27 protein-coding genes and 1 riboswitch are annotated in these 23,945 nt (G+C 30.1%); of the genes, 26 read left to right on the forward strand and 1 reads right to left on the reverse strand.

The features are described 5' to 3' along the window. Window positions 1-5: 5 nt before the first annotated feature. The 10 genes from KQI38_RS19235 (at window position 6) to pyrR (ending at window position 6,468) form a co-directional block, all read left to right on the forward strand. On the forward strand, window positions 6-695 hold the full coding sequence (locus KQI38_RS19235; protein WP_216562632.1) for a YggS family pyridoxal phosphate-dependent enzyme: 690 nt from the start codon (window positions 6-8) through the stop codon (window positions 693-695). 10 nt (window positions 696-705) lie between these two features. Continuing rightward, window positions 706-1,143 carry a cell division protein SepF gene (locus KQI38_RS19240; RefSeq protein ID WP_216562341.1) on the forward strand — a complete coding sequence of 146 codons (438 nt, stop codon included), beginning with the start codon at window positions 706-708 and terminating at the stop codon, window positions 1,141-1,143. 22 nt (window positions 1,144-1,165) lie between these two features. After that, on the forward strand, window positions 1,166-1,432 hold the full coding sequence (locus KQI38_RS22895; protein WP_216562344.1) for a YggT family protein: 267 nt from the start codon (window positions 1,166-1,168) through the stop codon (window positions 1,430-1,432). A gap of 12 nt (window positions 1,433-1,444) precedes the next feature. After that, window positions 1,445-2,230 carry a YlmH family RNA-binding protein gene (locus tag KQI38_RS19250; protein ID WP_216562347.1) on the forward strand — a complete coding sequence of 262 codons (786 nt, stop codon included), beginning with the start codon at window positions 1,445-1,447 and terminating at the stop codon, window positions 2,228-2,230. 14 nt (window positions 2,231-2,244) lie between these two features. Next, on the forward strand, window positions 2,245-2,778 hold the full coding sequence (locus KQI38_RS19255) for a DivIVA domain-containing protein (RefSeq protein WP_216562350.1): 534 nt from the start codon (window positions 2,245-2,247) through the stop codon (window positions 2,776-2,778). 63 nt (window positions 2,779-2,841) lie between these two features. Next, on the forward strand, window positions 2,842-3,594 hold the full coding sequence (locus KQI38_RS19260; RefSeq protein ID WP_216562353.1) for a bifunctional 3-deoxy-7-phosphoheptulonate synthase/chorismate mutase: 753 nt from the start codon (window positions 2,842-2,844) through the stop codon (window positions 3,592-3,594). A gap of 120 nt (window positions 3,595-3,714) precedes the next feature. Continuing rightward, window positions 3,715-4,347, forward strand: a complete 633-nt coding sequence (locus KQI38_RS19265; RefSeq protein WP_216562355.1) for a TraR/DksA C4-type zinc finger protein — start codon at window positions 3,715-3,717, stop codon at window positions 4,345-4,347. Window positions 4,348-4,553: 206 nt separating this feature from the next. Continuing rightward, a complete protein-coding gene (lspA, locus tag KQI38_RS19270) occupies window positions 4,554-5,012 on the forward strand; it encodes a signal peptidase II (RefSeq protein ID WP_216562358.1) in 459 nt (152 codons plus the stop codon). Next, window positions 5,012-5,935, forward strand: coding sequence for an RluA family pseudouridine synthase (locus tag KQI38_RS19275; protein WP_216562361.1), 924 nt, complete (start codon window positions 5,012-5,014; stop codon window positions 5,933-5,935). The genes lspA and KQI38_RS19275 overlap by 1 nt, the downstream gene beginning before the upstream one ends. A 2-nt stretch (window positions 5,936-5,937) precedes the next feature. Beyond that, a complete protein-coding gene (pyrR, locus tag KQI38_RS19280) occupies window positions 5,938-6,468 on the forward strand; it encodes a bifunctional pyr operon transcriptional regulator/uracil phosphoribosyltransferase PyrR (RefSeq protein ID WP_216562364.1) in 531 nt (176 codons plus the stop codon). Window positions 6,469-6,480: 12 nt separating this feature from the next. Here pyrR and KQI38_RS19285 read toward each other — a convergent pair whose 3' ends face one another. Beyond that, complete coding sequence (locus tag KQI38_RS19285; protein WP_216562367.1) at window positions 6,481-8,256, reverse strand: Rqc2 family fibronectin-binding protein; 1,776 nt, start codon at window positions 8,254-8,256, stop codon at window positions 6,481-6,483. Window positions 8,257-8,436: 180 nt separating this feature from the next. On the opposite strand from KQI38_RS19285, the gene KQI38_RS19290 reads away from it, so the two are divergent. The 16 genes from KQI38_RS19290 (at window position 8,437) to thiT (ending at window position 23,825) form a co-directional block, all read left to right on the forward strand. Continuing rightward, window positions 8,437-9,318, forward strand: a complete 882-nt coding sequence (locus KQI38_RS19290) for a YicC/YloC family endoribonuclease (RefSeq protein WP_216562370.1) — start codon at window positions 8,437-8,439, stop codon at window positions 9,316-9,318. A 15-nt stretch (window positions 9,319-9,333) separates the two neighbouring features. Continuing rightward, the gene (gene remA / locus KQI38_RS19295) at window positions 9,334-9,591 is read left to right on the forward strand and encodes an extracellular matrix/biofilm regulator RemA (protein ID WP_094900026.1); all 258 of its coding nucleotides are present in this window, start codon (window positions 9,334-9,336) and stop codon (window positions 9,589-9,591) included. 25 nt (window positions 9,592-9,616) lie between these two features. Next, the gene (gmk, locus tag KQI38_RS19300; protein ID WP_216562373.1) at window positions 9,617-10,231 is read left to right on the forward strand and encodes a guanylate kinase; all 615 of its coding nucleotides are present in this window, start codon (window positions 9,617-9,619) and stop codon (window positions 10,229-10,231) included. A gap of 1 nt (window position 10,232) precedes the next feature. Beyond that, window positions 10,233-10,442, forward strand: a complete 210-nt coding sequence (gene rpoZ / locus KQI38_RS19305) for a DNA-directed RNA polymerase subunit omega (RefSeq protein WP_094900028.1) — start codon at window positions 10,233-10,235, stop codon at window positions 10,440-10,442. Between the two features lie 11 nt (window positions 10,443-10,453). Beyond that, window positions 10,454-11,662: a bifunctional phosphopantothenoylcysteine decarboxylase/phosphopantothenate--cysteine ligase CoaBC gene (gene coaBC / locus KQI38_RS19310; protein WP_216562376.1), complete on the forward strand. Its 1,209-nt coding sequence runs from the start codon at window positions 10,454-10,456 to the stop codon at window positions 11,660-11,662. 39 nt (window positions 11,663-11,701) lie between these two features. After that, a complete protein-coding gene (gene priA, locus KQI38_RS19315; RefSeq protein ID WP_246565930.1) occupies window positions 11,702-14,182 on the forward strand; it encodes a primosomal protein N' in 2,481 nt (826 codons plus the stop codon). An 11-nt stretch (window positions 14,183-14,193) separates the two neighbouring features. After that, on the forward strand, window positions 14,194-14,676 hold the full coding sequence (gene def / locus KQI38_RS19320; RefSeq protein ID WP_216562378.1) for a peptide deformylase: 483 nt from the start codon (window positions 14,194-14,196) through the stop codon (window positions 14,674-14,676). Window positions 14,677-14,678: 2 nt separating this feature from the next. Further along, window positions 14,679-15,608 carry a methionyl-tRNA formyltransferase gene (fmt, locus tag KQI38_RS19325; RefSeq protein WP_216562381.1) on the forward strand — a complete coding sequence of 310 codons (930 nt, stop codon included), beginning with the start codon at window positions 14,679-14,681 and terminating at the stop codon, window positions 15,606-15,608. A gap of 19 nt (window positions 15,609-15,627) precedes the next feature. After that, window positions 15,628-16,326, forward strand: a complete 699-nt coding sequence (locus tag KQI38_RS19330) for a zinc metallopeptidase (RefSeq protein WP_216562384.1) — start codon at window positions 15,628-15,630, stop codon at window positions 16,324-16,326. A gap of 28 nt (window positions 16,327-16,354) precedes the next feature. Then, the gene (rsmB, locus tag KQI38_RS19335; RefSeq protein ID WP_246565931.1) at window positions 16,355-17,731 is read left to right on the forward strand and encodes a 16S rRNA (cytosine(967)-C(5))-methyltransferase RsmB; all 1,377 of its coding nucleotides are present in this window, start codon (window positions 16,355-16,357) and stop codon (window positions 17,729-17,731) included. A gap of 56 nt (window positions 17,732-17,787) precedes the next feature. Further along, the gene (rlmN, locus tag KQI38_RS19340; protein ID WP_246565932.1) at window positions 17,788-18,840 is read left to right on the forward strand and encodes a dual-specificity RNA methyltransferase RlmN; all 1,053 of its coding nucleotides are present in this window, start codon (window positions 17,788-17,790) and stop codon (window positions 18,838-18,840) included. Between the two features lie 12 nt (window positions 18,841-18,852). Continuing rightward, the gene (locus tag KQI38_RS19345; RefSeq protein ID WP_216562385.1) at window positions 18,853-19,584 is read left to right on the forward strand and encodes a Stp1/IreP family PP2C-type Ser/Thr phosphatase; all 732 of its coding nucleotides are present in this window, start codon (window positions 18,853-18,855) and stop codon (window positions 19,582-19,584) included. Window positions 19,585-19,597: 13 nt separating this feature from the next. Beyond that, window positions 19,598-21,547 carry a Stk1 family PASTA domain-containing Ser/Thr kinase gene (gene pknB, locus KQI38_RS19350; RefSeq protein WP_216562388.1) on the forward strand — a complete coding sequence of 650 codons (1,950 nt, stop codon included), beginning with the start codon at window positions 19,598-19,600 and terminating at the stop codon, window positions 21,545-21,547. A 9-nt stretch (window positions 21,548-21,556) separates the two neighbouring features. Then, complete coding sequence (rsgA, locus tag KQI38_RS19355) at window positions 21,557-22,432, forward strand: ribosome small subunit-dependent GTPase A (protein WP_216562391.1); 876 nt, start codon at window positions 21,557-21,559, stop codon at window positions 22,430-22,432. A 1-nt stretch (window position 22,433) separates the two neighbouring features. Next, window positions 22,434-23,081 carry a ribulose-phosphate 3-epimerase gene (rpe, locus tag KQI38_RS19360; RefSeq protein WP_094900039.1) on the forward strand — a complete coding sequence of 216 codons (648 nt, stop codon included), beginning with the start codon at window positions 22,434-22,436 and terminating at the stop codon, window positions 23,079-23,081. 38 nt (window positions 23,082-23,119) lie between these two features. Then, a riboswitch (TPP riboswitch) is annotated at window positions 23,120-23,219 on the forward strand. Between the two features lie 57 nt (window positions 23,220-23,276). Continuing rightward, window positions 23,277-23,825 (forward strand): energy-coupled thiamine transporter ThiT, encoded by a 549-nt coding sequence (gene thiT, locus KQI38_RS19365; protein ID WP_216562395.1) that lies wholly within the window; start codon window positions 23,277-23,279, stop codon window positions 23,823-23,825. Window positions 23,826-23,945: the final 120 nt, after the last annotated feature.

A 23,945-nucleotide genomic window follows, 5' to 3' on the forward strand; every position in this document is an offset into this window, starting at 1 on the left:
TGAAAATATCTATTCAAAGTAACATAATCATGATAGAAGAAAATATGGAAAAAGCTTTAAAGAAATCTGGTAGAGAAGGCGAAAAGGTTGAACTAATAGCTGTTACTAAGACTATAGATATCGATAGAATAAATGAAACCATTAGAGTTGGCATTTCTAATATAGGCGAAAATAAAGTTCAAGAACTAGAAAAAAAATATGACTTAATTGGTGATACAGTAAACTATCATATGATAGGACACTTACAAACCAATAAGGTCAAAAATATTATTGGAAAGACTAGACTGATACATTCTTTAGACAGATTATCATTAGCAAAAGAATTAGATAAGCGTTCGAAGAACAATGCTATAGTAACAGACGTTCTGATACAGGTTAATGTAGCTGAAGAAGAAAGCAAATTTGGTCTTAAAGTAGAAGAAGTTTTATACTTTATTGAAGAAATCTTAGATTTCAAAAATATTAAAATTAGAGGGTTAATGACAATTGCCCCTAATACAACAGATGAGATCCTTTTAAGAAAGATCTTTAGAACTTTGTATAATTTAAAAGAGAATATAAAAAATAAAAATTATGAGAATTTATCTATGGATTATTTATCCATGGGGATGACAAATGATTATGAACTAGCAATCGAAGAGGGCTCCAATATGATTAGAGTTGGTTCTGCCATTTTCGGTAAAAGAAATTATTAGGAGGGATATAATGAGTAATTTTATGGACAAAATTAAGTATTTCATAGGTGTACAGGACTTAGAAGATGAAGAAATGAATGAAGATTATGAAGAATACGAAGAAGATTATGATGTGGCAGTACCTACTAAAACAAAAAAGTTAAATAATAAAGTTGTAAACATCCATACTAATAGTAACATGAAAATTATAGTACATGAACCTCTTAGCTATGATGAAGCGCCTAGCATAATAGATGATTTAAAATCTAGAAAAACAGTTATTGTAAATTTAGAACAATTAGATAATAATATTAAGAGACAGATATTTGATTTTATCAGTGGCGGTCTATATGCTTTGGAAGGTAACATTCAAAAGGTTACAAAAGACATTTTTATTTTTGCACCTAGTAATGTAGAAATTGATGGATTGAAAGATGAACTTAAAAGTAAAGGTATATTTTCTTGGTAGAAAAAGGAGTAGATTATATTAAATGTTACTGTTATATAGGTCAATTATAATATTACTTAATTTAATAGAAATACTAATTGTAGTTAGGATTGTACTTTCTTTCCTAAATATTCATAGTGAAAATCTTTTTACTCGATTAGTTTATGAATTAACAGAACCTGTACTTGGACCCGCGAGGCAATTAATTGCAAAACTAGGATTAAATACTGGTATTTTTGATTTTTCGCCTCTATTAGCCATTCTTTTTTTAAGAGTAATATACAGTATTGCTAGCAGAATATTACTATAGATAGGTATTAAGATGAAAATTGATAAAGATAAATATACTTCTCATATAAAAGACAATGATAAGATTATAGATATGAGAAGAATTATAGACAAAGTTGAGATAGTAATGAATAATCACTCCTGTGAATCTACAGATTTTCTTGATCCATATGAGAGATTATTAGCCAAATCAATTCTTAATAGATTTGATGAAATAGATTACTTAGAAAATGGTGGAACTATACAGGCTGAGAGACAAATAATAACTATTTATCCTAGCTATTATGATCCTGATAATCTCCCTCAGAAAATTACTGCTTTAAGGATATATGGCGATTTAGATGGATTATCTCATAAGGATTTTTTAGGGGCAATACTTAATTTAGGTATAAAGAGGTCAAAAATAGGGGATATTTTAGTACATGGAGATTATACAGATGTAGTAATAAAAAAGGATATAGGAGACTTTCTTTTATTCAATCTAGAAAAAGTAGCAAATAAGAAGGTCAGAATAGAAGAAAAATCTTTGAATTCTATATCTTCTGTTGAAATTTTATACAAGGAAATAAATAAAACCTTGTCTTCCTACAGGCTTGACGTATATATTAGCTCTAGTTATAATTTATCAAGGCAAGAAAGTATGGATATAATAAAATCGGGATATGTGAAGGTTAACTGGGAACCTATAGATAAGCCTGCTAAGGAATTAGAAGTTGGAGATGTAATTTCTATTAGAGGATATGGACGTTCTATTCTTCACTCTGTTGAGGGATTAAGTAAAAAGGGGAAAATAAAAGCTACTATAAGAATATTAATTTAGATGGAGTGAGACAAATGATTACACCACTAGATATACAAAATAAGGAGTTTAAGAAATCTTTAATAGGCTATAATACACGAGAAGTTGATACTTATTTAGATTCTATCAATGATGATTATGAAAAGCTATATAGGGAAAATATTGAGCTCAAAGATAAGATAGGGATATTAACTGACCAAATTAGACAGTATAATAATCTGGAAGAAACGTTGAAAAGTACATTAGTAATTGCTCAGAGTACAGCGGATGATGTAACCAGTGCTGCGAGAAAGAAAGCTGAGCTAATAATTGAAGATGCTGAAATTCAGGCTAAGAATAGAACTAATGAAGCACTTAATGAAGTTAGAAATATAATGAAAGAGTATGACTATTTGAAAAAAGAGATTTTTATTTTTAAAACTAGATATGAATCTTTTATTAAAGCACAACTTATTTCTATAGAAGAATTCTATAAGGATTATGAGAATAAAAATCAAGCTAAAAATATAGATGTTGACGAAGAATCCATAGATGAAAATTTAGATGAGATTGACCATTTAGGGGCATAATAGCCTCTTTTTTTCTTTAATTGGAAATTTATAATTTACATGAAAGTAGTTGGAGGAATTTAAATGACTAGAAGTATTGAAATAGATAGTGAAATTTGTATTGGAGATGGTTCCTTTACGATTATTGCAGGTCCTTGTGCAATAGAAGATTATAGACAAATGGAAGATATTGGTAGATTTCTATCTGATTTAGGAGTTAAGATATTAAGAGGTGGTGTTTTTAAACCAAGGACTAGCCCTAATTCCTTTCAAGGATTAGGATTAGAAGGATTTAAAATTTTAAATGATATTAAAGCAAAATATAATTTCAAAATAATTTCCGAAATAATGGATCCAAGAGATATAGAAGAATCACAGAATTACATTGATATTATTCAGATAGGTTCTAGAAATATGCAGAATTTTTCATTGCTAAAAGAAGTTGGTAAAACTCATAAGCCAGTAATGCTAAAAAGAGGAATGAGTGCCACTATTAAGGAATGGATTATGGCTGCGGAGTACATTAGAATAGAGGGTAATGAAAAAATCATCTTATGTGAAAGAGGAATTAGAACATTTGAAGATTACACTAGAAATACATTAGATTTAATGAGTATTCCTATATTAAAGGAAAATACAGACTATCCAATATTCGTAGATCCATCTCATGGTACTGGTAGAAGGGAATTGGTTTTTCCAGCATCGAAGGCTGCAAAAGCTTTAGAAGCAGATGGTATAATAGTAGAAATACACCCAAATCCAGATAAGGCTTTATCAGATGGATTTCAATCTCTTGACTTTGAAAGATTTAAGGATCTATATAAAAAGCTAACATAAATATCATGATAATTTTGAAATAATGTAATTTTATTCTATCTTAAATTTTGAATGTTTATTGCTCTGCTGGATATATTATTAATCAAGACATAATTTATCATTGCAAGATTGGAGGAAGCTATGGATAAGAATAAACTTCATTATTTTAGAAAAAGATTATTAGAGGAGAAGAAAAATTTATTAAAAACATTAGATAATATGAATAATATGGAAGAATACGGTTCCATGGATGTATACTACAGTGAGTTATCTAATTATGATAATCATCCTGCTGATATTGGTACTGAATTATTCATGATGGAACAAGATAATGGATTTAAAAATAGAATGAAAGATACCTTATACGAGATAGATAGTTCTTTAGAAGATATTAAAGATGGTAGTTATGGACTTTGTAAGAAATGTAAGAGCAAAATCAATGAAGAAAGGCTTGATCTTATACCTTATTTAAAGAATTGCATAGAATGTGCTGATAGTATTACGATTACACAGAATACTAGAATGGATAATAGACAATTTGTCCCTATAGATGAAGAACATAATTCATTTAGTGATACTACAGAAGATATGGTAGAGTTCGATAGGGAAGATGCCTATCAAAAAGTGGCATCATTTAATATGGTTCCTGATGACCCATCATTTACCACTGGTGATCACCTGGGGATTATGGATGAACAGGATGGTGACGGCGGTGATGGAGTTGAGGAAGTTGAGAATATATCTCAAGAATATTATGATGATACTTTAAAATAAAAAATCTTCTATCGCAGTATTACAAGATAGCCTTTTGATTCTATATGCCGAGTTCTTGTTAACAAGATAATAAAGTGAAAACTTTTTATAGATTAAAAAACCTCTGGATAGTATTCAGAGGTTTTTTTAATCTTCCTAACTATTGATATTAATATAATAATAATATAAAATAGAATGTATACTTAAATGACTAGGAGGAATCAAATTTGATATTTATTTTATCTGCTGTTATTATTTTATTAGATCAACTTAGTAAATTTGCTGCTATTAAGTATTTAAAGGGTTCAGCTTCTTATAATATAATTCCTAATTTCTTTAGATTATCTTATGTTGAAAACTTTGGTGCTGCTTTTGGGATTTTACAGAATAAGAAAATATTTTTTATTATTATAACTTGTATAGTAATATTTTCTCTTTCTTTTTTTCTAATAAAAAATTATTATAAATTAAATATATTCATGAGACTAGGACTTGGAATGTTCTTAGGAGGTACCATAGGTAATTTTATTGACAGAGTTAGATTCGGTTATGTTGTAGATTTTATTAGCTTTAGGTTGTTTAACAAGTTTGAATTTCCTGTTTTTAATATAGCAGACATTTCTATAGTGGTAGGAACCTTTATAATATTAATTTTAGTACTATTTGATAAGTATGAGGGGTTATAATGGATATTGTTGAATTTTATGTTGATGAAGATGACAATGAAAGATTAGATGCCTATCTTGCAAAAGAATTAGATGAAATCTCTAGATCTTATATACAGAAACTGATTAAAGAAGATCTAGTCTATGTGAATGATAAGCATGTGAAATCTAGTTATTTAGTTAAAGAGGGAGATTATATAAAGGTAAACCTTCCTAGCCCTAAGAAACTGGAAATTATCCCTGAGGATATACCAATAGATATAGTCTATGAAGACGAAGATCTAGCTATTATTAATAAGCCTCAGGATATGGTTGTTCATCCTGCACCAGGTAACTATACTGGAACCTTAGTTAATGCATTATTATTTCATATTGATAATTTATCCTCTATAAATGGCATTATAAGACCTGGCATAGTCCATAGATTAGATAAAGATACCTCTGGACTATTAATTATAGCTAAAAATGATAAGGCGCATAGAATTTTATCAGAAAGTCTTAAAGAGAGAAATGTTAAAAGAGTTTATATCTCCTTAGTTCATGGAATACTCTCTAATGATGAGGGAACCATTAATGCACCTATAGGAAGACATGGAACTGATAGAAAGAAAATGACAGTAACTCAGAAAAACAGCAAAGAGGCCATAACACATTATAAAGTATTAGAAAGATATAACAATTACTCTTTAGTAGAAGTTAATCTAGAAACAGGAAGAACTCATCAAATAAGAGTACATATGGCTTATATTAATCATCCTGTAGTAGGGGATCCTGTATATTCTAAAGGAAAAAATGAATTTGGATTAGATAAACAAATGTTACATGCTTATAAATTGGGCTTTTCTCATCCATCAACAGGAGAACATATGGAGTTTCAAATTGATTTGCCTGAGTATTTTAAGAATATTTTAAATACCTTAGAAACCAAAAGGAAGCAGGGATGAATATGAATGTCAAAGCAGTGATTTTAGATGAAAAAGCTATACAAAGAGCAACAACCAGAATAGCTAATGAGATAATTGAAAGAAATAAAGGGATTAAAGATATTGCTTTGGTCGGAATTAAGACTAGGGGATGTCCTTTCGCAGAGAGATTGGCTAAGAAAATTGAAGAGATTGAAGGAGACAGTATTCCAGTATTTTCTCTTGATATTACTTTATACAGAGATGATTTAACAGAAATTAGTGAAGAACCGATAGTCAACGATAACGTGGATATAAATATTGATGGTAAAATAATTATTCTTGTAGATGATGTTATATATACTGGAAGAACTGTTAGAGCTGCTTTAGATGCTTTAGTAGATAAAGGAAGACCTTCTAGAGTACAATTAGCTGTTTTAATAGATAGAGGCCATAGGGAGCTTCCAATTAGGGCTGACTACGTAGGTAAAAATGTTCCTACATCTAAATCTGAGAATGTAAAGGTAAATTTTAAAGAAATTGATGGAATAGATCAAGTGTTTATAATTAGTTAAAAAGGTAAAATCCTAGGATTCTACCTTTTTAATATTATCTACTAATTCTCTAGAAGGATTGATAATCATAGTTTTAAAGTTTTCATATATTACCATTCCAGCTTTAGCATTTTTAGGTTTCTTGACGTTTTTTCTCTCTGTATAATCCACTGGTACATGATTTGAGTTTTTCCCTTTACTATAATATGCGGTTAATATCGCCGCCTCTTCTAAAGTAGAATCTGGAATAGCTTTACCTTCTTTGCCTATAATCACATGACTGCCTGGCATATTTTGAACATGCAACCATAAATCATCTTTATGAGATAAACGAAGTGTTAAATAATCATTTTGCTTGTTATTTTTTCCTACGTAAATATTAAATCCATCTTTTGAAATATAATGAAGAGGCTTAGAAACTGAATCCTCTTTTTTCTTTTTCTTTTTTAGAGAACCTTTTATATAACCTTCACTGATTAATTCCTCTTTAATTTCATCTAACTCTTCAATTTCAGTTGAATTTTCTATACTCATAAGTACATTTTCTAGATATGAAACCTCATCTTCTGTCTCAGGTATTTGTTCTAACAGTAACTGATGGGCATTTTTCAGCTTTGAATATTTTTTATAATATTTCTGAGCATTTGCTACAGGAGATAGTTTTATATCAAGAGGAACATTTAGCTTATTCATATTTTCATCATAGAAATTTTCAAGTTCTATATTATTTGCTCCCCTAGGGACAACGTGAAGGTTAGCAGATAATAAATCAGCATAAATCTTATATCTTTCCCTATCTTGACTTTCTAGTAATTCTTCTTTTTGTTTTCCTAACTTATTTAATGTTCTATCTAATTTTACCTGAATTGATTTCCTAATGGATTGTGATTTCTGACTTATTCTATCTATAATATCTTTCCTACGATAGAAATTATCTAAGAGTTTTGATATGGAATCAAATGAAAGCTTATTTTCTACTCCGAATTGATTAAGATCCATGGCGTGAAAAGCTACTATTTCAGCTTTATTATTATTTAAGACTGAAATAGGTGTGAATTCTTCCTTAGATATTTGATTCATAAATTTATTAAAAGAAAGATATAAAGTATTTTTATCTTTTTCATACATACTACCAAGATTTCTATCTATATCTAAATTTGCATCAAAGCATATCTCTCTACTTATTAATGGACTTAATCCTAGATAGCTAAAATAAAGAAATTTAAAACAAGGTAAATTTTTGTCTGATGAATTCATAATGTCAAAGAAAACTTCTTTTGTAATATCTAAAGGATTAACCTTATCCTGTAGTGGCGGATATTCATAAACCATACCTGGCAATATCTGTCTAACTCTACTCATATCTTCATAAACTCTCTTTACTGAGTCTATTATTTTAAGTGAAGATTTATCTGCTAATACAATATTGCTATGTTTGCCCATTATTTCAATGATTATTCTTTTTTCTGTAGGTTGACCTAGTTCATCTATAGCTGATATATCAATAAAAGCTACTCTATCCAAGCTAAACTGCTCAATATTTAATATTATTCCTCCAATAAGGTGTTTTCTTAGAAGCATACAAAACATAGGTGGTTCAGGAGGATTTTTCTTAGAATAATCTGTTAAATAAACTCGTGGATTATTACTACTAGCAGACATTATTAATCTATAATTAATCCCCTTATTATGAATATGGATTAGAATTTCATCTTTCTCCTGCTGATAAACTTTATCAACTCTTCCTCCCACTAATTTTTCTTTTAATTCTTTAACAACTGCTTTTGTTACAATACCATCAAATGCCATATTAATTCCTCCAATATTAACTAAGACTACTAAAAGTATACCACTATATTAAGAAATAATAAACTAAAAGGAATTAGAAAGAGAATATTAAAAATTTGTAATATATAGTAGATTAATATTAATATAAGATATATAATACTTAACTGTAATACAATAAGTGGTGAAAGAGAGGTGTTTATTATGATTAAGAGTATGACAGGTTTTGGTAGAGGTGAATTTAGTAACGAATTCTATAATTTTAGGGTGGAAATAAAGGCTGTTAATCATAGATACAATGATATTATAGTCAAAATGCCTAGACATATTGCATATTTAGAAGAAAAAGTTAAAAAAATTATAAAAACGGAAATTAGTAGAGGTAAGATTGATGTATATATCAATCTAGATTATATAAATGAATCAGCTATAGAAATTAAAGTAGATATTCCTTTGGCAAAAACCTATAAATCTGCTTTAGAAGGGTTATGTAAAGAACTGAATCTAGAGGATAATGTTAGATTATTTAATATACTAGGTTTATCTGAGATCATAAAAACAGAAAGAAAAGAATTAGATGAAGATACTGCATGGACTTGTCTAAAAGAAGCATTAAATGTAGCCCTTAGAGATATTATGGGTATGAAAGTAGTAGAAGGGCAAGAGTTAAAAAATGATATGATTTCAAAATTAAATAGAATTGAAGCAATAGTATTGGAAATAGAGAAAAGGTCTCCATTAGTTGTATTGGAGTATAAAGATAAGTTAAAAGAAAGAATTAGCGAGTTGCTTGATAAGGACATTAGTATAGACGAGGATAGAATTACTTCTGAGGTAGTAATTTTTGCAGATAAGAGTAATATTAATGAAGAGATTGTAAGGCTCAAATCTCATGTAAAACAATTTTTATCTATATTGGATGAAAAAGATTCAGTGGGAAGAAAGCTTGACTTTTTGATTCAAGAAATGAATAGAGAAATAAATACAATTGGGTCAAAAGCAAATGACATGTTGATTTCTCAAAATGTGGTAGAAATAAAATCAGAATTAGAGAAAATAAGAGAACAAGTTCAAAACGTTGAGTAGTTAGGGAGGATGATTATGTCAATAAAATTAATTAATATTGGTTTTGGAAATATTGTCTCAGCCAATAGAATAATCGCTGTGGTCAGCTCTGAATCTGCACCTATTAAAAGATTGATTCAAGAAGCTAGAGATAATGGACTTTTAATAGATGCAACCTATGGAAGAAGGACTAGAGCAGTTATAATTACAGATAGTCAGCATGTAATTTTGACACCTGTTCAGCCAGAGACGGTTGCAAATAGATTTCATGATAAAGAAGAACATACTGAATAATTAATATAGAAAGTTGGAGATACAAATGTCAAAAGGTTTTTTACTTATTATTTCAGGTCCTGCTGGTACTGGCAAAGGTACCGTATGTAAAGCATTATTAGAAAGAAATAAAGATATAATATATTCTATTTCTGCAACTACAAGAAAACCAAGGGTTGGAGAAGCGGAAGGTGTTAATTACTTTTTCATAGATGAAGAAGAGTTTAAGAGGATGAAGAAGAATGATGAATTTTTAGAGCATGCCTATGTACACACCAATTATTATGGAACCCCTAAGAAATTTGTTATGGATGAAGTCAACAAAGGGGAGATTGTTTTGCTTGAAATAGATGTACAAGGAGCTTTGCAAATTAAGAATAATTACTCTGAGGCAGTATTTGTGTTTCTTTTACCTCCAACAATGGAGGAATTGAAGAATAGAATAGTTAAAAGAGGAACAGAAACTGAAGAGGATATAAATAGAAGATTTGAAAATGCTTTTAAAGAATTAGACTTTGTAGGCAAATATGATTACTTTGTTGTAAATGACAAGATAGAAGATGCTGTATCAGATATTGAAGCAATAATAAAGGCAGAAAAATTAAGGGTAAAGAGACATTCTGATATTAAAGATAAAGTTATTTCACAGGGAGGTAAATAATATGTTAAATCCATCTTTTAATGAATTAGGGAAAAGGGGAGATAGTAGGTATACACTGGTTATGCTTACGGCTAAGAGGGCTAGAAAAATTATTGAAGGAGCTGAGCCACTGGTTGAAACCAATTCTAAAAAACCAGTGAGTATTGCTTTGGAGGAAGTTTTAGAAGGGAAAATAACTTATACTAGACCACCTATAAATAGTATAAAGTAGGAGGTAATTATATGCTAAAGGGTAAAACCATTGCACTTGGAGTTACAGGAGGAATTGCTGTATATAAAGCTGCTGATATTGTTAGTAGGTTAAAAAAACTCCATGCTAATGTTGAAGTTATTATGACAGAAGGAGCTACTGAATTTGTCACTCCCTTGACTTTTCAAACTATGTCGGGAAACGTAGTTCATAGAGAAATGTTTAGTGAGATCACAAACTATGATGTAGAACATATATCACTTGCACAAAAAGCAGATATTATTTTAATTGCTCCAGCAACTGCAAATACTATAGGTAAAATAGCCAATGGTATAGCTGATAATTTATTGACTACAGTGGTAATGGCCTCTACAGCTAAGATAATATTTGCACCTGCTATGAATACTAAGATGTATCAAAATCCTATTGTAAAGGAAAATATAAATAGGTTAAAAAGTCTTGGATATAGTTTTATTCAACCAGGAGCAGGACGACTTGCGTGTGGAGATTATGGTGAAGGAAAAATGGCAGAGCCGGTAGATATTGTAGAATATATTATTGATAGTCTTGTAGAAAAAGATCTATCTGGAAGGAAGATAGTTGTGACTGCCGGACCAACAATAGAACCATTAGATCCTGTTAGATATATGACTAATCATTCAAGTGGAAAAATGGGATATAGCATAGCTAAGGAAGCTGTATCTAGAGGTGCAGAAGTTGTGTTGATTTCTGGGCATACATCCATTACTCCGCCAAAAGAAGTTGAACTTGTCAAAGTAAAAACCACAGAAGATATGTTAAAGGCAGTTGCTAAGCATTTTGATTTCTGTGATGTATTAATAAAATCTGCTGCCCCTGTTGATTATAAGCCTGAGACTGTAAGTCCTATTAAGATAAAGAAAAAAGAAAATGAAGAAGATGAATTAATTATTAAATATGTTAAAAATCCAGATATAGCCGCTTACTTTGGTAAACAAAAAAAGCATCAGGTTATGGTTGGATTTGCAGCCGAAACTGATGATTTAGATAAATATGCACTGGAAAAATTAAAAAAGAAAAATTTTGATTTTATAGTAGCAAATGATGTAACAAAAGAAGGGGCAGGCTTTGATGTTGATACTAATATAGTGACTATAATTGATAATAAGGGTATAAAGACCAATTATCCAATGATGAATAAAAGAGAAGTTGCAAGAGTCATAGTGGATAAGGTAAAATATATATTAGATAATAAAAGCTAGATTGGACTATCTAGCTTTTAATATTCACATATAAAAGGAATGATTAAATTGAATAAGAAATATGCACAAATTATAGTAAATAATAGAGCATCACAGGTTGATCGACCATATACATATATTGTTGATGATGATTTAAAGGATGTTGTGAAAGAAGGCATGAGAGTAATAATTCCCTTTGGGAAAGGAAATAAATTGATAAAAGGAATTGTAGTTCAAATTATTGATTATTGGAATGATGGATATAGTTTAAAAAAAGTTGTTGATGTATTAGATGATAAGCCTTTAATCTCGAAGGAACTAATAGACTTAAGTACTTGGATGAAGGAATACTATTTATCATCCTATATAGATGCTTTTCAGCCGGTACTGCCTCCAGGAGACTTTAAAGAAGTGAATACATTTGTAGAGAAAGTAGAAGATTACTATAATAAGGATATAAATGAGGATGAATTAAAGATTATTTCTTATTTAGATATTAATGGAAAGATATTATTAGAAGATTTAAAGAAAAGTTTAAAGCTTCCTAATATTAATAAAACATTGAATTCTTTAGAAAATAGAGGGATTATAGAAACTACAATAGATATAAAAACAAAAATAGATAGGAAGTTGGAAAAATGGGTTAAACTCTTACAAAGAGAACTTTCTTTGCTAGAGATGTATGATAGTATTGGAACAAGAGCTGTTAAACAAAGAGAGATAATCCAGTTTCTTTATGAAGTAAAAGATATTTCTTTTAAGGAACTTTCAGAGAAGATGAATACAACATTATCTACAATAAAAGCAATAGAAAAGAAAGGATTATTAAAGATATATGAAAGAGAAGTTAATAGAGATCCAATAAAAAAGGATATTAGTGATTATAAAAAACATGATCTATCAGTTGCCCAAAGAAAAGTTTTTGATAGAATTGTAAGATCATTTAATAAGGAGAACGAGGAGAATAAGTTTTTAATTCATGGAGTAACAGGAAGTGGAAAAACAGAAATATACCTGCAGCTCGTTGAAGAAATGATAAAAAATGAAAAGGGTTCTATTATACTTGTTCCAGAGATATCCCTTACTCCTCAGACTATTGATAGGTTTGTTGGTAGGTTTGGAGATCTAGTAGCTGTATTACATAGTAGGTTATCTTATGGAGAAAGGTTTGACCAATGGAGAAGAATAAAAGAGGGGAAAGTTAAAATAGTTGTAGGTGCTAGATCTGCTGTATTTGCTCCTTTTAAAAAACTAGGACTTATAATTATTGATGAGGAACACGAAGCCACGTATAAATCATCTCAAAATCCTAAATATAATACTGTTGAAGTTGCAGCTAAAAGAGTTGATATTGAAAATGCATTTTTGGTCATGGGTTCAGCTACACCTTCCTTAGAAACTTACTATAATAGTTTAAATGGAAATTTAAGACTTCTAGAATTACAAGAAAGAGTAAATAAATATGCATTACCGGAAGTAATAGTAGTAGATATGAGAGAAGAGCTAAGTAATGGCAATAAATCTATATTTAGTAAAGAATTATATGATTCTATATGTGAAAATTTTAGAAATGGAAAACAAACCATATTATTTTTAAATAGAAGAGGGTTTTCTACTTTTGTATCATGCAGAAATTGTGGATATGTAGTAAAGTGCGATAATTGTGATATATCAATGACATATCATAGAAATATGAATAAATTAAGATGTCATTATTGTGGTTTAGCTATAAATCCTCCAAGCATTTGCCCTGTATGTAAATCTAACTATATTAAATATTTTGGTATAGGAACTGAAAAGGTGGAAGAACTTGCAAGAGAGTTATTTCCAAATGCTAGAATAGCTAGAATGGACATGGATACTACGACAGGAAAGGGAAGTCATGAATCAATTTTAGAAGATATGAAAAATGGTAAAATAGATATTCTAATTGGGACACAGATGATTTCAAAGGGATTAGATTTTGAAAATGTAACCTTAGTAGGTATAATAGCTGCTGATACTACTTTGAATTTGCCAGATTTTCGATCTCCAGAACGTGCTTTTCAATTGGTCACACAGGTAGCTGGAAGAGCTGGGAGGGGAGATTATAACGGTAAGGTTATACTGCAAACTTATAATCCCGAACATTATAGTATCCAATTTTCTAAGGAACATGATTATAAAAGTTTTTATAATACAGAAATATCCTTGAGACAAGAGTTTTTATATCCCCCTTTTTTAGACCTTATTAGTTTGCTTATATATGGAGAAAATAATAATAAAGTTGCATCTATAGCTAAGGAGGTATATAATTTACTTGTTGAAGAATCAAAGTGGATTGAAAGAGAAATATTAAATAATCATATTATTGGACCATATCCTGCACCTTTAGAAAAGATTAAAAATAATTTTAGATGGCAAATACTAATTAAATCTAAAAGAGAAAATATAAGTAGTTTAAAAACTCTTTTAAAAAGGGTATGTATAGACAATAAATATAAATTAAAAATAGATGATGTAAAATTTAGCATTGACATTGACCCAAATTCTATACTATAGGAGGAATATAAATGGCATTACGTGAAATAAGACTATATAATGATCCAATCTTGAGAAAAAAATCTAAGGAGATTACAGAAATTACAGATAGAATAAAAATTCTTTTAGATGATATGATAGAAACAATGAATGAGGCAGAAGGAGTTGGGTTAGCAGCTCCACAGGTAGGTGTTCTCAGACGTGTAGTAGTTATAGATGTAGGTGAAGGACCTATTAAATTGATAAATCCAGTTATATTGGAAACACAAGGTGAAGTAATAGATATAGAGGGTTGTTTATCTGTGCCCAACCGTTCAGGCACTGTAAATAGACCTGAGTGGGTTAAAATAAAATATATAGATATAGATGGAAAAGAGAAAACACTAGAGGGAAGAGGACTATTAGCAAGGGCTATCTGCCATGAAATTGATCATCTAGAGGGTATTTTATATACAGATAAAATAATTGAAGAAGTGGAAATAGAAGAAGATGAAGATTTAAGTAATGAGGTGTAAGTATGAAGATTGTATTTATGGGAACTCCTGATTTTGCTGTACCTACTTTGGAGTCCTTATTTTCAAAAGAATATTCTATAGAATTAGTTATAACACAAAAAGACAAACCTAAAGGGAGAGGAAAGAAAGTTCAATATACTCCAGTGAAGGAAAAGGCGTTAGAATTAGGATTAGAAGTTTATCAACCTGAGTCTATCAATGATATAGAAGCAATTAATACGATTAAGTCAATAAATCCAGACTTTATTGTTGTTGTTGCCTATGGACAAATATTAAAAACAAATATTTTAGAAATTCCTAAATATGGATGCTATAATGTTCATGCATCATTATTGCCTAAATATAGAGGTGCAGCTCCTATAAACTGGGCAATAATAAATGGTGAAAAAGAAACAGGAGTTACTATTATGGAGATGGAAGAGGGTCTAGATACTGGTGATATGGTATTGTGGAAATCAATTCAGATTAGTTCAGATGATGATGCTCCAAGTATACATGATAAGCTTTCTGAGCTAGGAGGAGAGCTAATAATAGAGGCCTTAGAGGGTATTAGAAATGGAGCATTAACTAAAACTCCTCAGAATCATAATTTATCAACATATGCTCATATGTTAGATAAGGATATGGGTAGAATAAATTGGAATGATAAAGGGGAAAATATCATAAATTTAATTAGAGGATTAAAACCTTGGCCTTCTGGATATACACAATATCAAGATGAAATTGTAAAGATACACAAAGCAAGTTTGACAGATAAAGTCAAAGAAGGAAATAATGGTGAGATAATAAAGGTAGACAAAGAAGGCATATATGTGAATACACAGGATAAAATTGTTATTTTAGAAGAAATTCAATTTCCTGGGAAGAAGAAATTAAAAGTAGAAGAATATTTAAGAGGAAACTCTATAGAAGAAGGTATTATTTTAAAGTAGATAAGAGAGGAGAATTGGAATGATAGGAAACTATTATGGTGGTGGATATTATAGTTCATGGATATTATTTGTTCTTCCTGCGATGCTATTTGCTTCCTATGCTCAGCTTAAGATTAGTTCAGCATTCAATAAATATTCTAGAATCTCTAGCGGAACAGGGTATACTGGTGCTCAGATTGCAAGGATGATATTAGATAGAAATGGACTCCACGATGTTAGAGTTGAGCAAGTAGGAGGAAAATTGACAGATCATTATGATCCTAGGACTAAAGTTGTAAGACTATCCAGTTCTATTTATGGAGGAAATAGTATTGCTTCTATGAGTGTAGCTGCCCATGAAGTAGGTCATGCTATCCAGCATGCTGAAGGATATTTTCCATTAATTCTTAGAAATAATATAGCACCGATTGCAAATATTGGTTCAAGGCTTGTATGGTTGTTTATTATTATTGGATTTGCAATATCTCCATTTTTCATCGAACTTGGAATTGCTTTATTTTTAGCTGTAGTGCTATTTCAAATTGTAACATTGCCTGTAGAATTTAATGCAAGTAGTAGAGCTTTAGTTCAATTGGAAAATGGGATTATGGAAAGAGATAAGATTAAACCAGCAAAAGACGTATTAAAAGCCGCGGCATTAACCTATGTAGCTGCAACATTAGTGGCTATTGGAGAACTTCTCAGGTTGTTGGCATTAACAAGTAGAAGAAGAGATTAGAAATTTGGGGGATAAGTCCCCCTTTTTTTTGAATATTAATAGAAAATACAGAGGTGTTAGAATGAATTTATCTGCTAGAGAAATAGCATTAAATATACTATACGAAATTTTTGAAAATGGAGCATTCTCTAATATAACTATAAAAAAACATTTAGTAGAAGGACTAGATCATAAGGAAGAGGGATTAATTAGAGAAATTGTATATGGAGTTTTGGAAAATGATATTTACATAAATTATATAATATCAAAAGCATCAAAAATAAAGTTGAAGAAAATTCATCCGGTTATTTTAACTATACTTAAGATAGGAGTATATCAGCTTATATTTATAGATAGAATACCTCCTAGTGCAGCAGTTAATGAATCTGTTAATTTAGCTAAGAAGCATGGGCATAAAGGGACTATTGGATTTGTAAATGGAATTTTAAGAAATATAAGTAGAAATAAAGATGAATTTATGAAAATAGAAGTGAAAGATAAGATAGATTATATTTCGATAAAATATTCTCATCCCAAATGGATGGTAAAAAGATGGATAAAAGATTATGGTGATGAATTCACTGAAGAACTATGTAGAAAAAATAATGAATCCCCTGAGTTAAATATACGAATAAATACTTTAAAGACTAATAAAGATGAGTTAAAAGAAAGATTAATAGATTATGGATTTATAGTTAAGGATGGTATCTATGCTAGGGACTCTTTAATCATAGAAAATCCTGTTAGAATAACTGAACTTCCCGAATTTAAAAAAGGACATTTTATTATTCAAGATGAGAGTAGTACCTTAGTGGGACAAATCATGGATCCTATTTCTGGAAGTACAGTTGTCGATCTTTGTAGTGCCCCTGGAGGAAAAGCAACACATCTGGCACAGATAATGAATAATAAAGGAAAAATATTGAGTAGGGATATTTATGAACATAAGATTAGGCTTATTGAAGAAAATGCAAGGAGACTCGATATTAATATTATTGAAACTTCTATTTCCGATGCAACTAAAAGAGATGAATCTTTAGTAAATATTGCAGATTATTTGTTATTAGATGCTCCCTGTTCTGGTCTAGGTCTAATTAAGAGGAAACCTGAGATTAAACGAAATAGAAGAGAAGAAGATATAGATGAATTAGTTAAGCTACAATATGATATTTTAAATAATGCAAAGGATTATTTAAAAATAGGTGGAATATTAATTTATAGCACCTGCACTATAGAAAAAGATGAAAATATTAATTTGATTAATAAGTTTTTAGAGAAAAATAAAAATTTCAAGCTAGTTAATATAGAAGATAAAATGAACAATAAACAGGATATAACAACTTTAAAAAGTGGATATATCCAGTTATTTCCTCATATTCACAATACTGATGGATTTTATATTGCAAAAATAATTAAAGAAAGATAGATATATATTTAATAATTATGTATAATATTATATTAGGATAGCATTGAGGTGATTATTTGAACAAGATTGAACTAAATAGTTTAACTTTGAAGGAACTGAAGAAATATATGATTTCTATAGAAGAAAAAGCCTTTAGAGGAGAACAAGTATTTTCATATTTTAATAGAAATAAAAAATTAGATATTGAAGATTTAAAGATATTACCTGAAAAATTAAGAAAGTATCTAATAGAAAATACAAAAATAAATAAGATAGACATTTACAAAGTCTTTGCTTCCAAAATCGATAATACCAAAAAATATTTATTTTCATTAGATGATATGAATATTATTGAATCTGTGGCTATGGAATATAATCATGGATTAACTGCTTGTATATCTACTCAAGTAGGTTGTAAGATGGGGTGTTCTTTCTGTGCTTCTACTAAAGAAGGGCTAATAAGGAATTTAACCCCGGCGGAAATGGTAAATCAAATCTATATGATGGAAAAGGATTTAGGAAAAAGTATTTCTAATATAGTATTAATGGGAAGTGGAGAACCTCTAGATAATTACGATAATACTATGAAGTTCATAGATATTATCCATGATGAAAAGGGTCATAATATTAGTTTAAGAAATATCACTTTATCAACTTGTGGTGTTGTTCCTAGAATTTATGATTTAGCCAAGGAAAATCTACCAATAACTTTATCTATATCCTTACACTCACCATTTGATAATGATAGAAAAAAAATAATGCCTATAGCTAATAGATATTCTATAGAAGAATTAATAAAGGCATGTAAATTTTATTCGGAAAAGACTAATAGGAGAATCACCTTTGAGTATACTTTAATTAACAATGTAAATGACAGAGATAAGGATATAAAAGAGCTAATTAAAATTCTTGAGGGTTTAAATTGTCACATTAACTTAATTCCCTTAAATCCCATTCAAGAATTTGAAAAGGACAGGCCAAGTAGAGAAAATATAGAGAGGGTGCAGGCAAGATTAATTAAAGCTAATATTGCTGTAACTATAAGACGAGAAATGGGTGGAGATATTAGTGCTTCATGTGGGCAGTTAAGGCGTGCTGTTACTCAAAGTAATGATAATAAAAGATTTTAATGGGGTGGTATTATGGTCATAGGTTCTATTTCTGATATTGGTAAGATTAGAGAAAATAATCAGGATGCTTTTTACGCATCTAAGGATTTATATTTTCCCTTATATATGGTGGCCGATGGAATGGGAGGACATAAAGCTGGAGAAGTAGCAAGTACTATGGCAAGAAGTATTATTGAAAGCAATTTTTTGAAGGCAAAAGATAATCTATTACATGAAAATATAATAATCAAGTTGATAAAAGAATCAATAGAAGAAGCTAATACAAAAATATATCTTAAGTCCCTAGAAGATGAAAAATATAAAGGTATGGGTACAACTATAACGTTGGCCTACATATTTAAGGATAAAATTTGTATAGGACATGTTGGGGACAGCAGAGCTTATTTAATTAGAGAAGGGAATATATGCCAAATAACGGAAGACCATTCCTTTGTAAATGAACTTCTAAAAACTGGTAGCATAACGAAAGAAGAAGCAAAAATCCATCCAAAAAGAAATATGATAACTAGAGCTGTTGGTTCTAGTAGTATTATAGAAATGGATTTGATAATTAGAGAATGTAATAAAAATGATATATTACTATTGTGTAGTGATGGCCTTTCTAATATGTTAAAGGAATTTGAAATTAGGGATGTTTTTATGGGAGAAAATGATGTCCAAAAAGCCTGTGAGACTCTGGCTACTATGGCCAACAATAAAGGTGGTTTCGATAATATTACCATAGTGGCTATTAAATTTAATTAGATGAGGTGAAAAGATGATAGGCAAGATTTTAGGTGGAAGATATGAAATAATAGAACAAATCGGAGGCGGAGGCATGGCTTTAGTATATAAAGCAAAGTGCCAGCTACTAGATAGGTTTGTAGCTATAAAGGTTTTAAAAGATGAATTTGTAAATGATGAAGAATTTGTTAGAAAGTTTAGAAGAGAATCTCAAGCTGCTGCTAGTCTTTCTCATCCAAATATAGTGAATATATATGATGTTGGTGTGGAAAGCGATGGAAATAATCAGATTTATTATATTGTTATGGAATATATAAAGGGCAAGACATTAAAAGAACTTATAAAAGAAAAAGGTAAATTATCTATAGAGAATGCATTAGATTATTCCTATCAAATAGCAGAAGCTTTACAACATGCTCATAAAAACCATTTAGTTCATAGAGATATAAAACCACACAATATTATGATTACAGATGATAATAGAGTTAAGGTTACAGATTTTGGTATAGCTAGAGCAGCAACAAGTTCTACAGTGACTACCACTTCTAATGTTTTGGGTTCTGTTCATTATTTTTCTCCAGAACAAGCTAGGGGAGGATATACTGATGAAAAGTCTGATATATATTCTCTTGGTATAGTTATGTATGAAATGGTAACAGGAAAATTACCTTATCAAGGGGAAAGTCCAATAACTGTTGCACTAAAACATGTTCAAGAAGATATAAAGCCTCCTAGAGAGTTAAACAGTCAGATACCTATAGGCTTTGAAAATATTATTTTAAGATGCGTCCAAAAAAGGCAGGCAGACAGATATAGCAATATTACTGAACTAATAAAGGATTTAAAAAAAGTAAGAGACAATATAGAGGATGCTGATTTTGAAGATATAAATGGTTATGATTCCCATACTAAAATAATTCCTATAGTTGATGTAGAGGATGATGAAATTGTGAAAAGCAAGAAACAGGTAAAAAGTACAAAGAAGACAAGTAAGAAGGATGGTAGCGGAAAAATTATTTTCTTAGGTATATTTTTGGCATTTCTATTGGCAACTAGTATTTGGTTAGGAGCCTATAAATTAAAAAGCTTCTTTATTAGTGAAGAAGTCACTGTTCCTAAAATAACTGGAATGCAAGAAGAACAAGCTAAAAAAGAAATAGAAGATTTAGGTTTGAAATTTGAAGTTGTTGGTAGAAAGAAAAGTAGTGAGTTCAAAGCTGGTGAAGTTATGACTCAAAACGAAGAAGAAAATGCTAAGGTAAAAAAAGGTTATACTATTGAAGTGACCGTAAGTGAAGGGGATAATCTTGTAAAAGTTCTCGATGTAGTAAATAGGGATTTAGCAGATGCAGAAGAAATTCTTAACGATGCCGGATTAAAGACAAAAGTAGACTATGAACATTCAGACACCATACCTGAAAATGTGGTGATTAGTCAAGATCCAGATAGTGGCTCTGTAGAACCAGGTACTAGAATTAAATTAGTTGTAAGCCAAGGGGAAGAAATAAAGCATGTAAATATGATAAAAGTAGTTGGACTTAATATTGAAGAAGCTAAAAAGAAAATACTTGATTTAGGCCTTGAAGTTGGGGATATAACACCTCAGCCAAGTGAAACTGTAGCTAAAGATCAAGTAACTTGGCAAAGTTATGTACAAGGAACAAAGTTAGAGACAAAGACTGCTGTTGATTTATTTATAAGTAGTGGACCGAGTGAGGAATCTATTAATAATGGAGAAGAAAATGATGTTAGTAATAAGGAGAGACCAATAACCTTCTTATTGACTCCATTGCCAGAGGTAGAAGAGACCACAATTAAGATACTAAGAACTCAAGATGGTATAACAGATATAGTATATAATAAAAAGCATAAGGCTACTGAAGAATCAGTTTATGAAACATTTAGTGGTAAAATAGGTGCTGTATTTGAAGTATACTGTAATGATACACTTGTGCATCAAAGGACTATAACTAAGGATGAATAGGGGGCTTTTATGGTAAATGGGATAATAATAAAAGGCATTGGTGGATTTTACTATGTAAAAACAGAATCTGGTATAGTAGAGTGTAGGGCAAGAGGTATATTTCGAGAGGAGAACTTAACTCCTCTCGTAGGAGATAAAGTAAAGATTAGGATAAGCGATGAAGATAATACAGGATATATTGAAGAAATATATCCAAGAACATCTCAGCTCTTAAGGCCACCAGTAGCAAATATTACTCAAGCTATAATAGTCATGAGCATAAAAAAGCCAGATGTTAATACTTGGCTATTAGATAGATTTCTTATAATGGCTGAGCATGAAAAACTGGAAATTATGATTTGTATAAATAAGTCTGATTTAATGCCAGAGAAGGCATTAGAACTGAAAACTATTTATGAAAATATAGGATATAGAGTGATAAATACTAGCGTACTAACGGGAATTGGTATTGATGAATTAAAAATTGCATTAGATAATAATATATCAGTATTTGCTGGTCCTTCAGGTGCTGGAAAATCATCTCTATTAAATGCAGTTAATAGGAATTTCAAGCTGGAGACTGGTGATGTAAGCACTAAGACTAAAAGAGGTAAACATACTACTAGACATGTTGAACTTTTAGAATTACACGATAATGCCTTTGTTCTTGATTCTCCAGGTTTTAGTTCTTTAAATATAGATTTTATTGAAGAAGAGATTCAATTAAAAAATTATTTTAAAGAAATATATAAATATGGAGAAAATTGCAGATTTATTAGTTGCTTACATGGAAATGAACCAGATTGTGAAGTGAAGAAACAAGTAGAAGAAGGAAATATTGCTAAGGAGAGATACGAAAATTATTTACTTTTCCTTGAAGAAATAAAAAACATTAGGAGGTACTAATATGGCTAAAATTGCGCCTTCATTACTTTCAGCAGATTTTGCTAATTTACAGGATGAAATAAAGAAAATAGAAAATGGTGGTGCCGATTATCTTCATTTAGATGTAATGGATGGTATCTATGTACCTAATATTACCTTTGGACCTCCAGTAATAAAGAAACTGAGGAAAATTACTAAAATCCCTTTTGATGTACATTTAATGATAGATAAACCTGAAAGGTATATTAAGGATTTTGTTGATGCAGGTGCTGATTTAATAACTGTACATCAAGAGGCAACTACTCATCTTCATAGAACTATACAGGAGATAAAATCCTATGGCATCATGGCAGGCGTATCACTAAACCCTGCTACACCATTAGAGTCTATAGAGTATGTTTTAGGGGATTTAGATTTAGTTCTTATTATGACAGTGAATCCAGGGTTTGGGGGACAATCCTTCATTGAGTCTATGAAGGGAAAAATAAAAAGACTAAGAAAAATAATTGATGAAAGAGAACTAAATATTATTGTTGAAGTAGATGGTGGAGTGAAATTAGATAATGCCAAGGAAATCTTAAATTGTGGTGCTGATTTATTAGTAGCAGGTTCAGATGTATTTGGAGCAGAAGATATAGAACATAGAACTAGACAATTTAAACAGTTGTAAATTAATAATTATATGCTATAATAGAATTAATTGAAGAAGATTAACACTAGGGGAGCCAATTGGCTGAGAGTGGATTTATCCCGACCCTTATGACCTGACCTAGGTAATGCTAGCGTAGGGAAGTGTGTATTAGCCTTTAAATACCCATTGCCTACGTTGGTAATGGGTTTATTAATTTAAAGGAGGAGAGTTTTTATGGTGAAAAGATGGGATGTAAAGATGTTGACAGAAGGTGGTATGATGATTGCTCTAGCTACTATACTAAGTTATATTAAAGTCTATGAGGCACCTATGGGAGGATCAGTTACTGCTGGAAGTATGATTCCAATTATTTTATTTGCCATTCGTTGGGGTTTAATACCGGGATTAGCCATAGGAAGTACTTATGGTATATTACAATTTATCTTAAAACCTTATTTCTATCATCCAATTCAATTTGTGTTAGACTATCCGCTAGCTTTTGGTTTGCTAGGTTTAGCTGGAATTGCATATTATATAAAGGACAAGAATTCTTTTAAAGGATATTTAAATGTTTTTTTAGCTGTATTTATAGGGATATTGGGAAGAATGATATCACATGTTTTATCAGGTGTAGTTTTTTTTGCTGAATATGCTGGAGATAAAAATCCTTGGATTTATTCAATTGAATATAATGCTTATTATTTAGTTCCAGAATTAATTATTTCTTGTATTGTAATCGCAATTATTTGGAAACCATTAAATAAGGCAATAAAAGCAAAATAAGAAAAACTTCTAAATGAAAATTAGCAGAAGTTTTTCTTGGTCACTGCATAGGTTACTTGCACAAAATCAAAGATTTGGACAATTTGCTTAAAATTCATTGACGGAAAGTTCTTAATACTA

The sequence above is a fragment of the Tissierella carlieri genome (assembly GCF_018917285.1).
Lineage (GTDB): Bacteria > Bacillota > Clostridia > Tissierellales > Tissierellaceae > Tissierella > Tissierella carlieri.

Bases quoted from the DNA above. Each gene is read 5' to 3' on its own strand.
- KQI38_RS19240 (WP_216562341.1), top strand. From the start codon at position 706: ATGAGTAATTTTATGGACAAAATTAAGTATTTCATAGGTGTACAGGAC.
- KQI38_RS22895 (WP_216562344.1), top strand. From the start codon at position 1,166: ATGTTACTGTTATATAGGTCAATTATAATATTACTTAATTTAATAGAA.
- KQI38_RS19250 (WP_216562347.1), top strand. From the start codon at position 1,445: ATGAAAATTGATAAAGATAAATATACTTCTCATATAAAAGACAATGAT.
- KQI38_RS19255 (WP_216562350.1), top strand. From the start codon at position 2,245: ATGATTACACCACTAGATATACAAAATAAGGAGTTTAAGAAATCTTTA.
- KQI38_RS19260 (WP_216562353.1), top strand. From the start codon at position 2,842: ATGACTAGAAGTATTGAAATAGATAGTGAAATTTGTATTGGAGATGGT.
- KQI38_RS19265 (WP_216562355.1), top strand. From the start codon at position 3,715: ATGGATAAGAATAAACTTCATTATTTTAGAAAAAGATTATTAGAGGAG.
- KQI38_RS19275 (WP_216562361.1), top strand. From the start codon at position 5,012: ATGGATATTGTTGAATTTTATGTTGATGAAGATGACAATGAAAGATTA.
- pyrR (WP_216562364.1), top strand. From the start codon at position 5,938: ATGAATGTCAAAGCAGTGATTTTAGATGAAAAAGCTATACAAAGAGCA.
- KQI38_RS19285 (WP_216562367.1), bottom strand. From the start codon at position 8,256: ATGGCATTTGATGGTATTGTAACAAAAGCAGTTGTTAAAGAATTAAAA.
- KQI38_RS19290 (WP_216562370.1), top strand. From the start codon at position 8,437: ATGATTAAGAGTATGACAGGTTTTGGTAGAGGTGAATTTAGTAACGAA.
- remA (WP_094900026.1), top strand. From the start codon at position 9,334: ATGTCAATAAAATTAATTAATATTGGTTTTGGAAATATTGTCTCAGCC.
- gmk (WP_216562373.1), top strand. From the start codon at position 9,617: ATGTCAAAAGGTTTTTTACTTATTATTTCAGGTCCTGCTGGTACTGGC.
- rpoZ (WP_094900028.1), top strand. From the start codon at position 10,233: ATGTTAAATCCATCTTTTAATGAATTAGGGAAAAGGGGAGATAGTAGG.
- coaBC (WP_216562376.1), top strand. From the start codon at position 10,454: ATGCTAAAGGGTAAAACCATTGCACTTGGAGTTACAGGAGGAATTGCT.
- priA (WP_246565930.1), top strand. From the start codon at position 11,702: ATGATTAAATTGAATAAGAAATATGCACAAATTATAGTAAATAATAGA.
- def (WP_216562378.1), top strand. From the start codon at position 14,194: ATGGCATTACGTGAAATAAGACTATATAATGATCCAATCTTGAGAAAA.
- fmt (WP_216562381.1), top strand. From the start codon at position 14,679: ATGAAGATTGTATTTATGGGAACTCCTGATTTTGCTGTACCTACTTTG.
- KQI38_RS19330 (WP_216562384.1), top strand. From the start codon at position 15,628: ATGATAGGAAACTATTATGGTGGTGGATATTATAGTTCATGGATATTA.
- KQI38_RS19345 (WP_216562385.1), top strand. From the start codon at position 18,853: ATGGTCATAGGTTCTATTTCTGATATTGGTAAGATTAGAGAAAATAAT.
- pknB (WP_216562388.1), top strand. From the start codon at position 19,598: ATGATAGGCAAGATTTTAGGTGGAAGATATGAAATAATAGAACAAATC.
- rsgA (WP_216562391.1), top strand. From the start codon at position 21,557: ATGGTAAATGGGATAATAATAAAAGGCATTGGTGGATTTTACTATGTA.
- rpe (WP_094900039.1), top strand. From the start codon at position 22,434: ATGGCTAAAATTGCGCCTTCATTACTTTCAGCAGATTTTGCTAATTTA.
- thiT (WP_216562395.1), top strand. From the start codon at position 23,277: ATGGTGAAAAGATGGGATGTAAAGATGTTGACAGAAGGTGGTATGATG.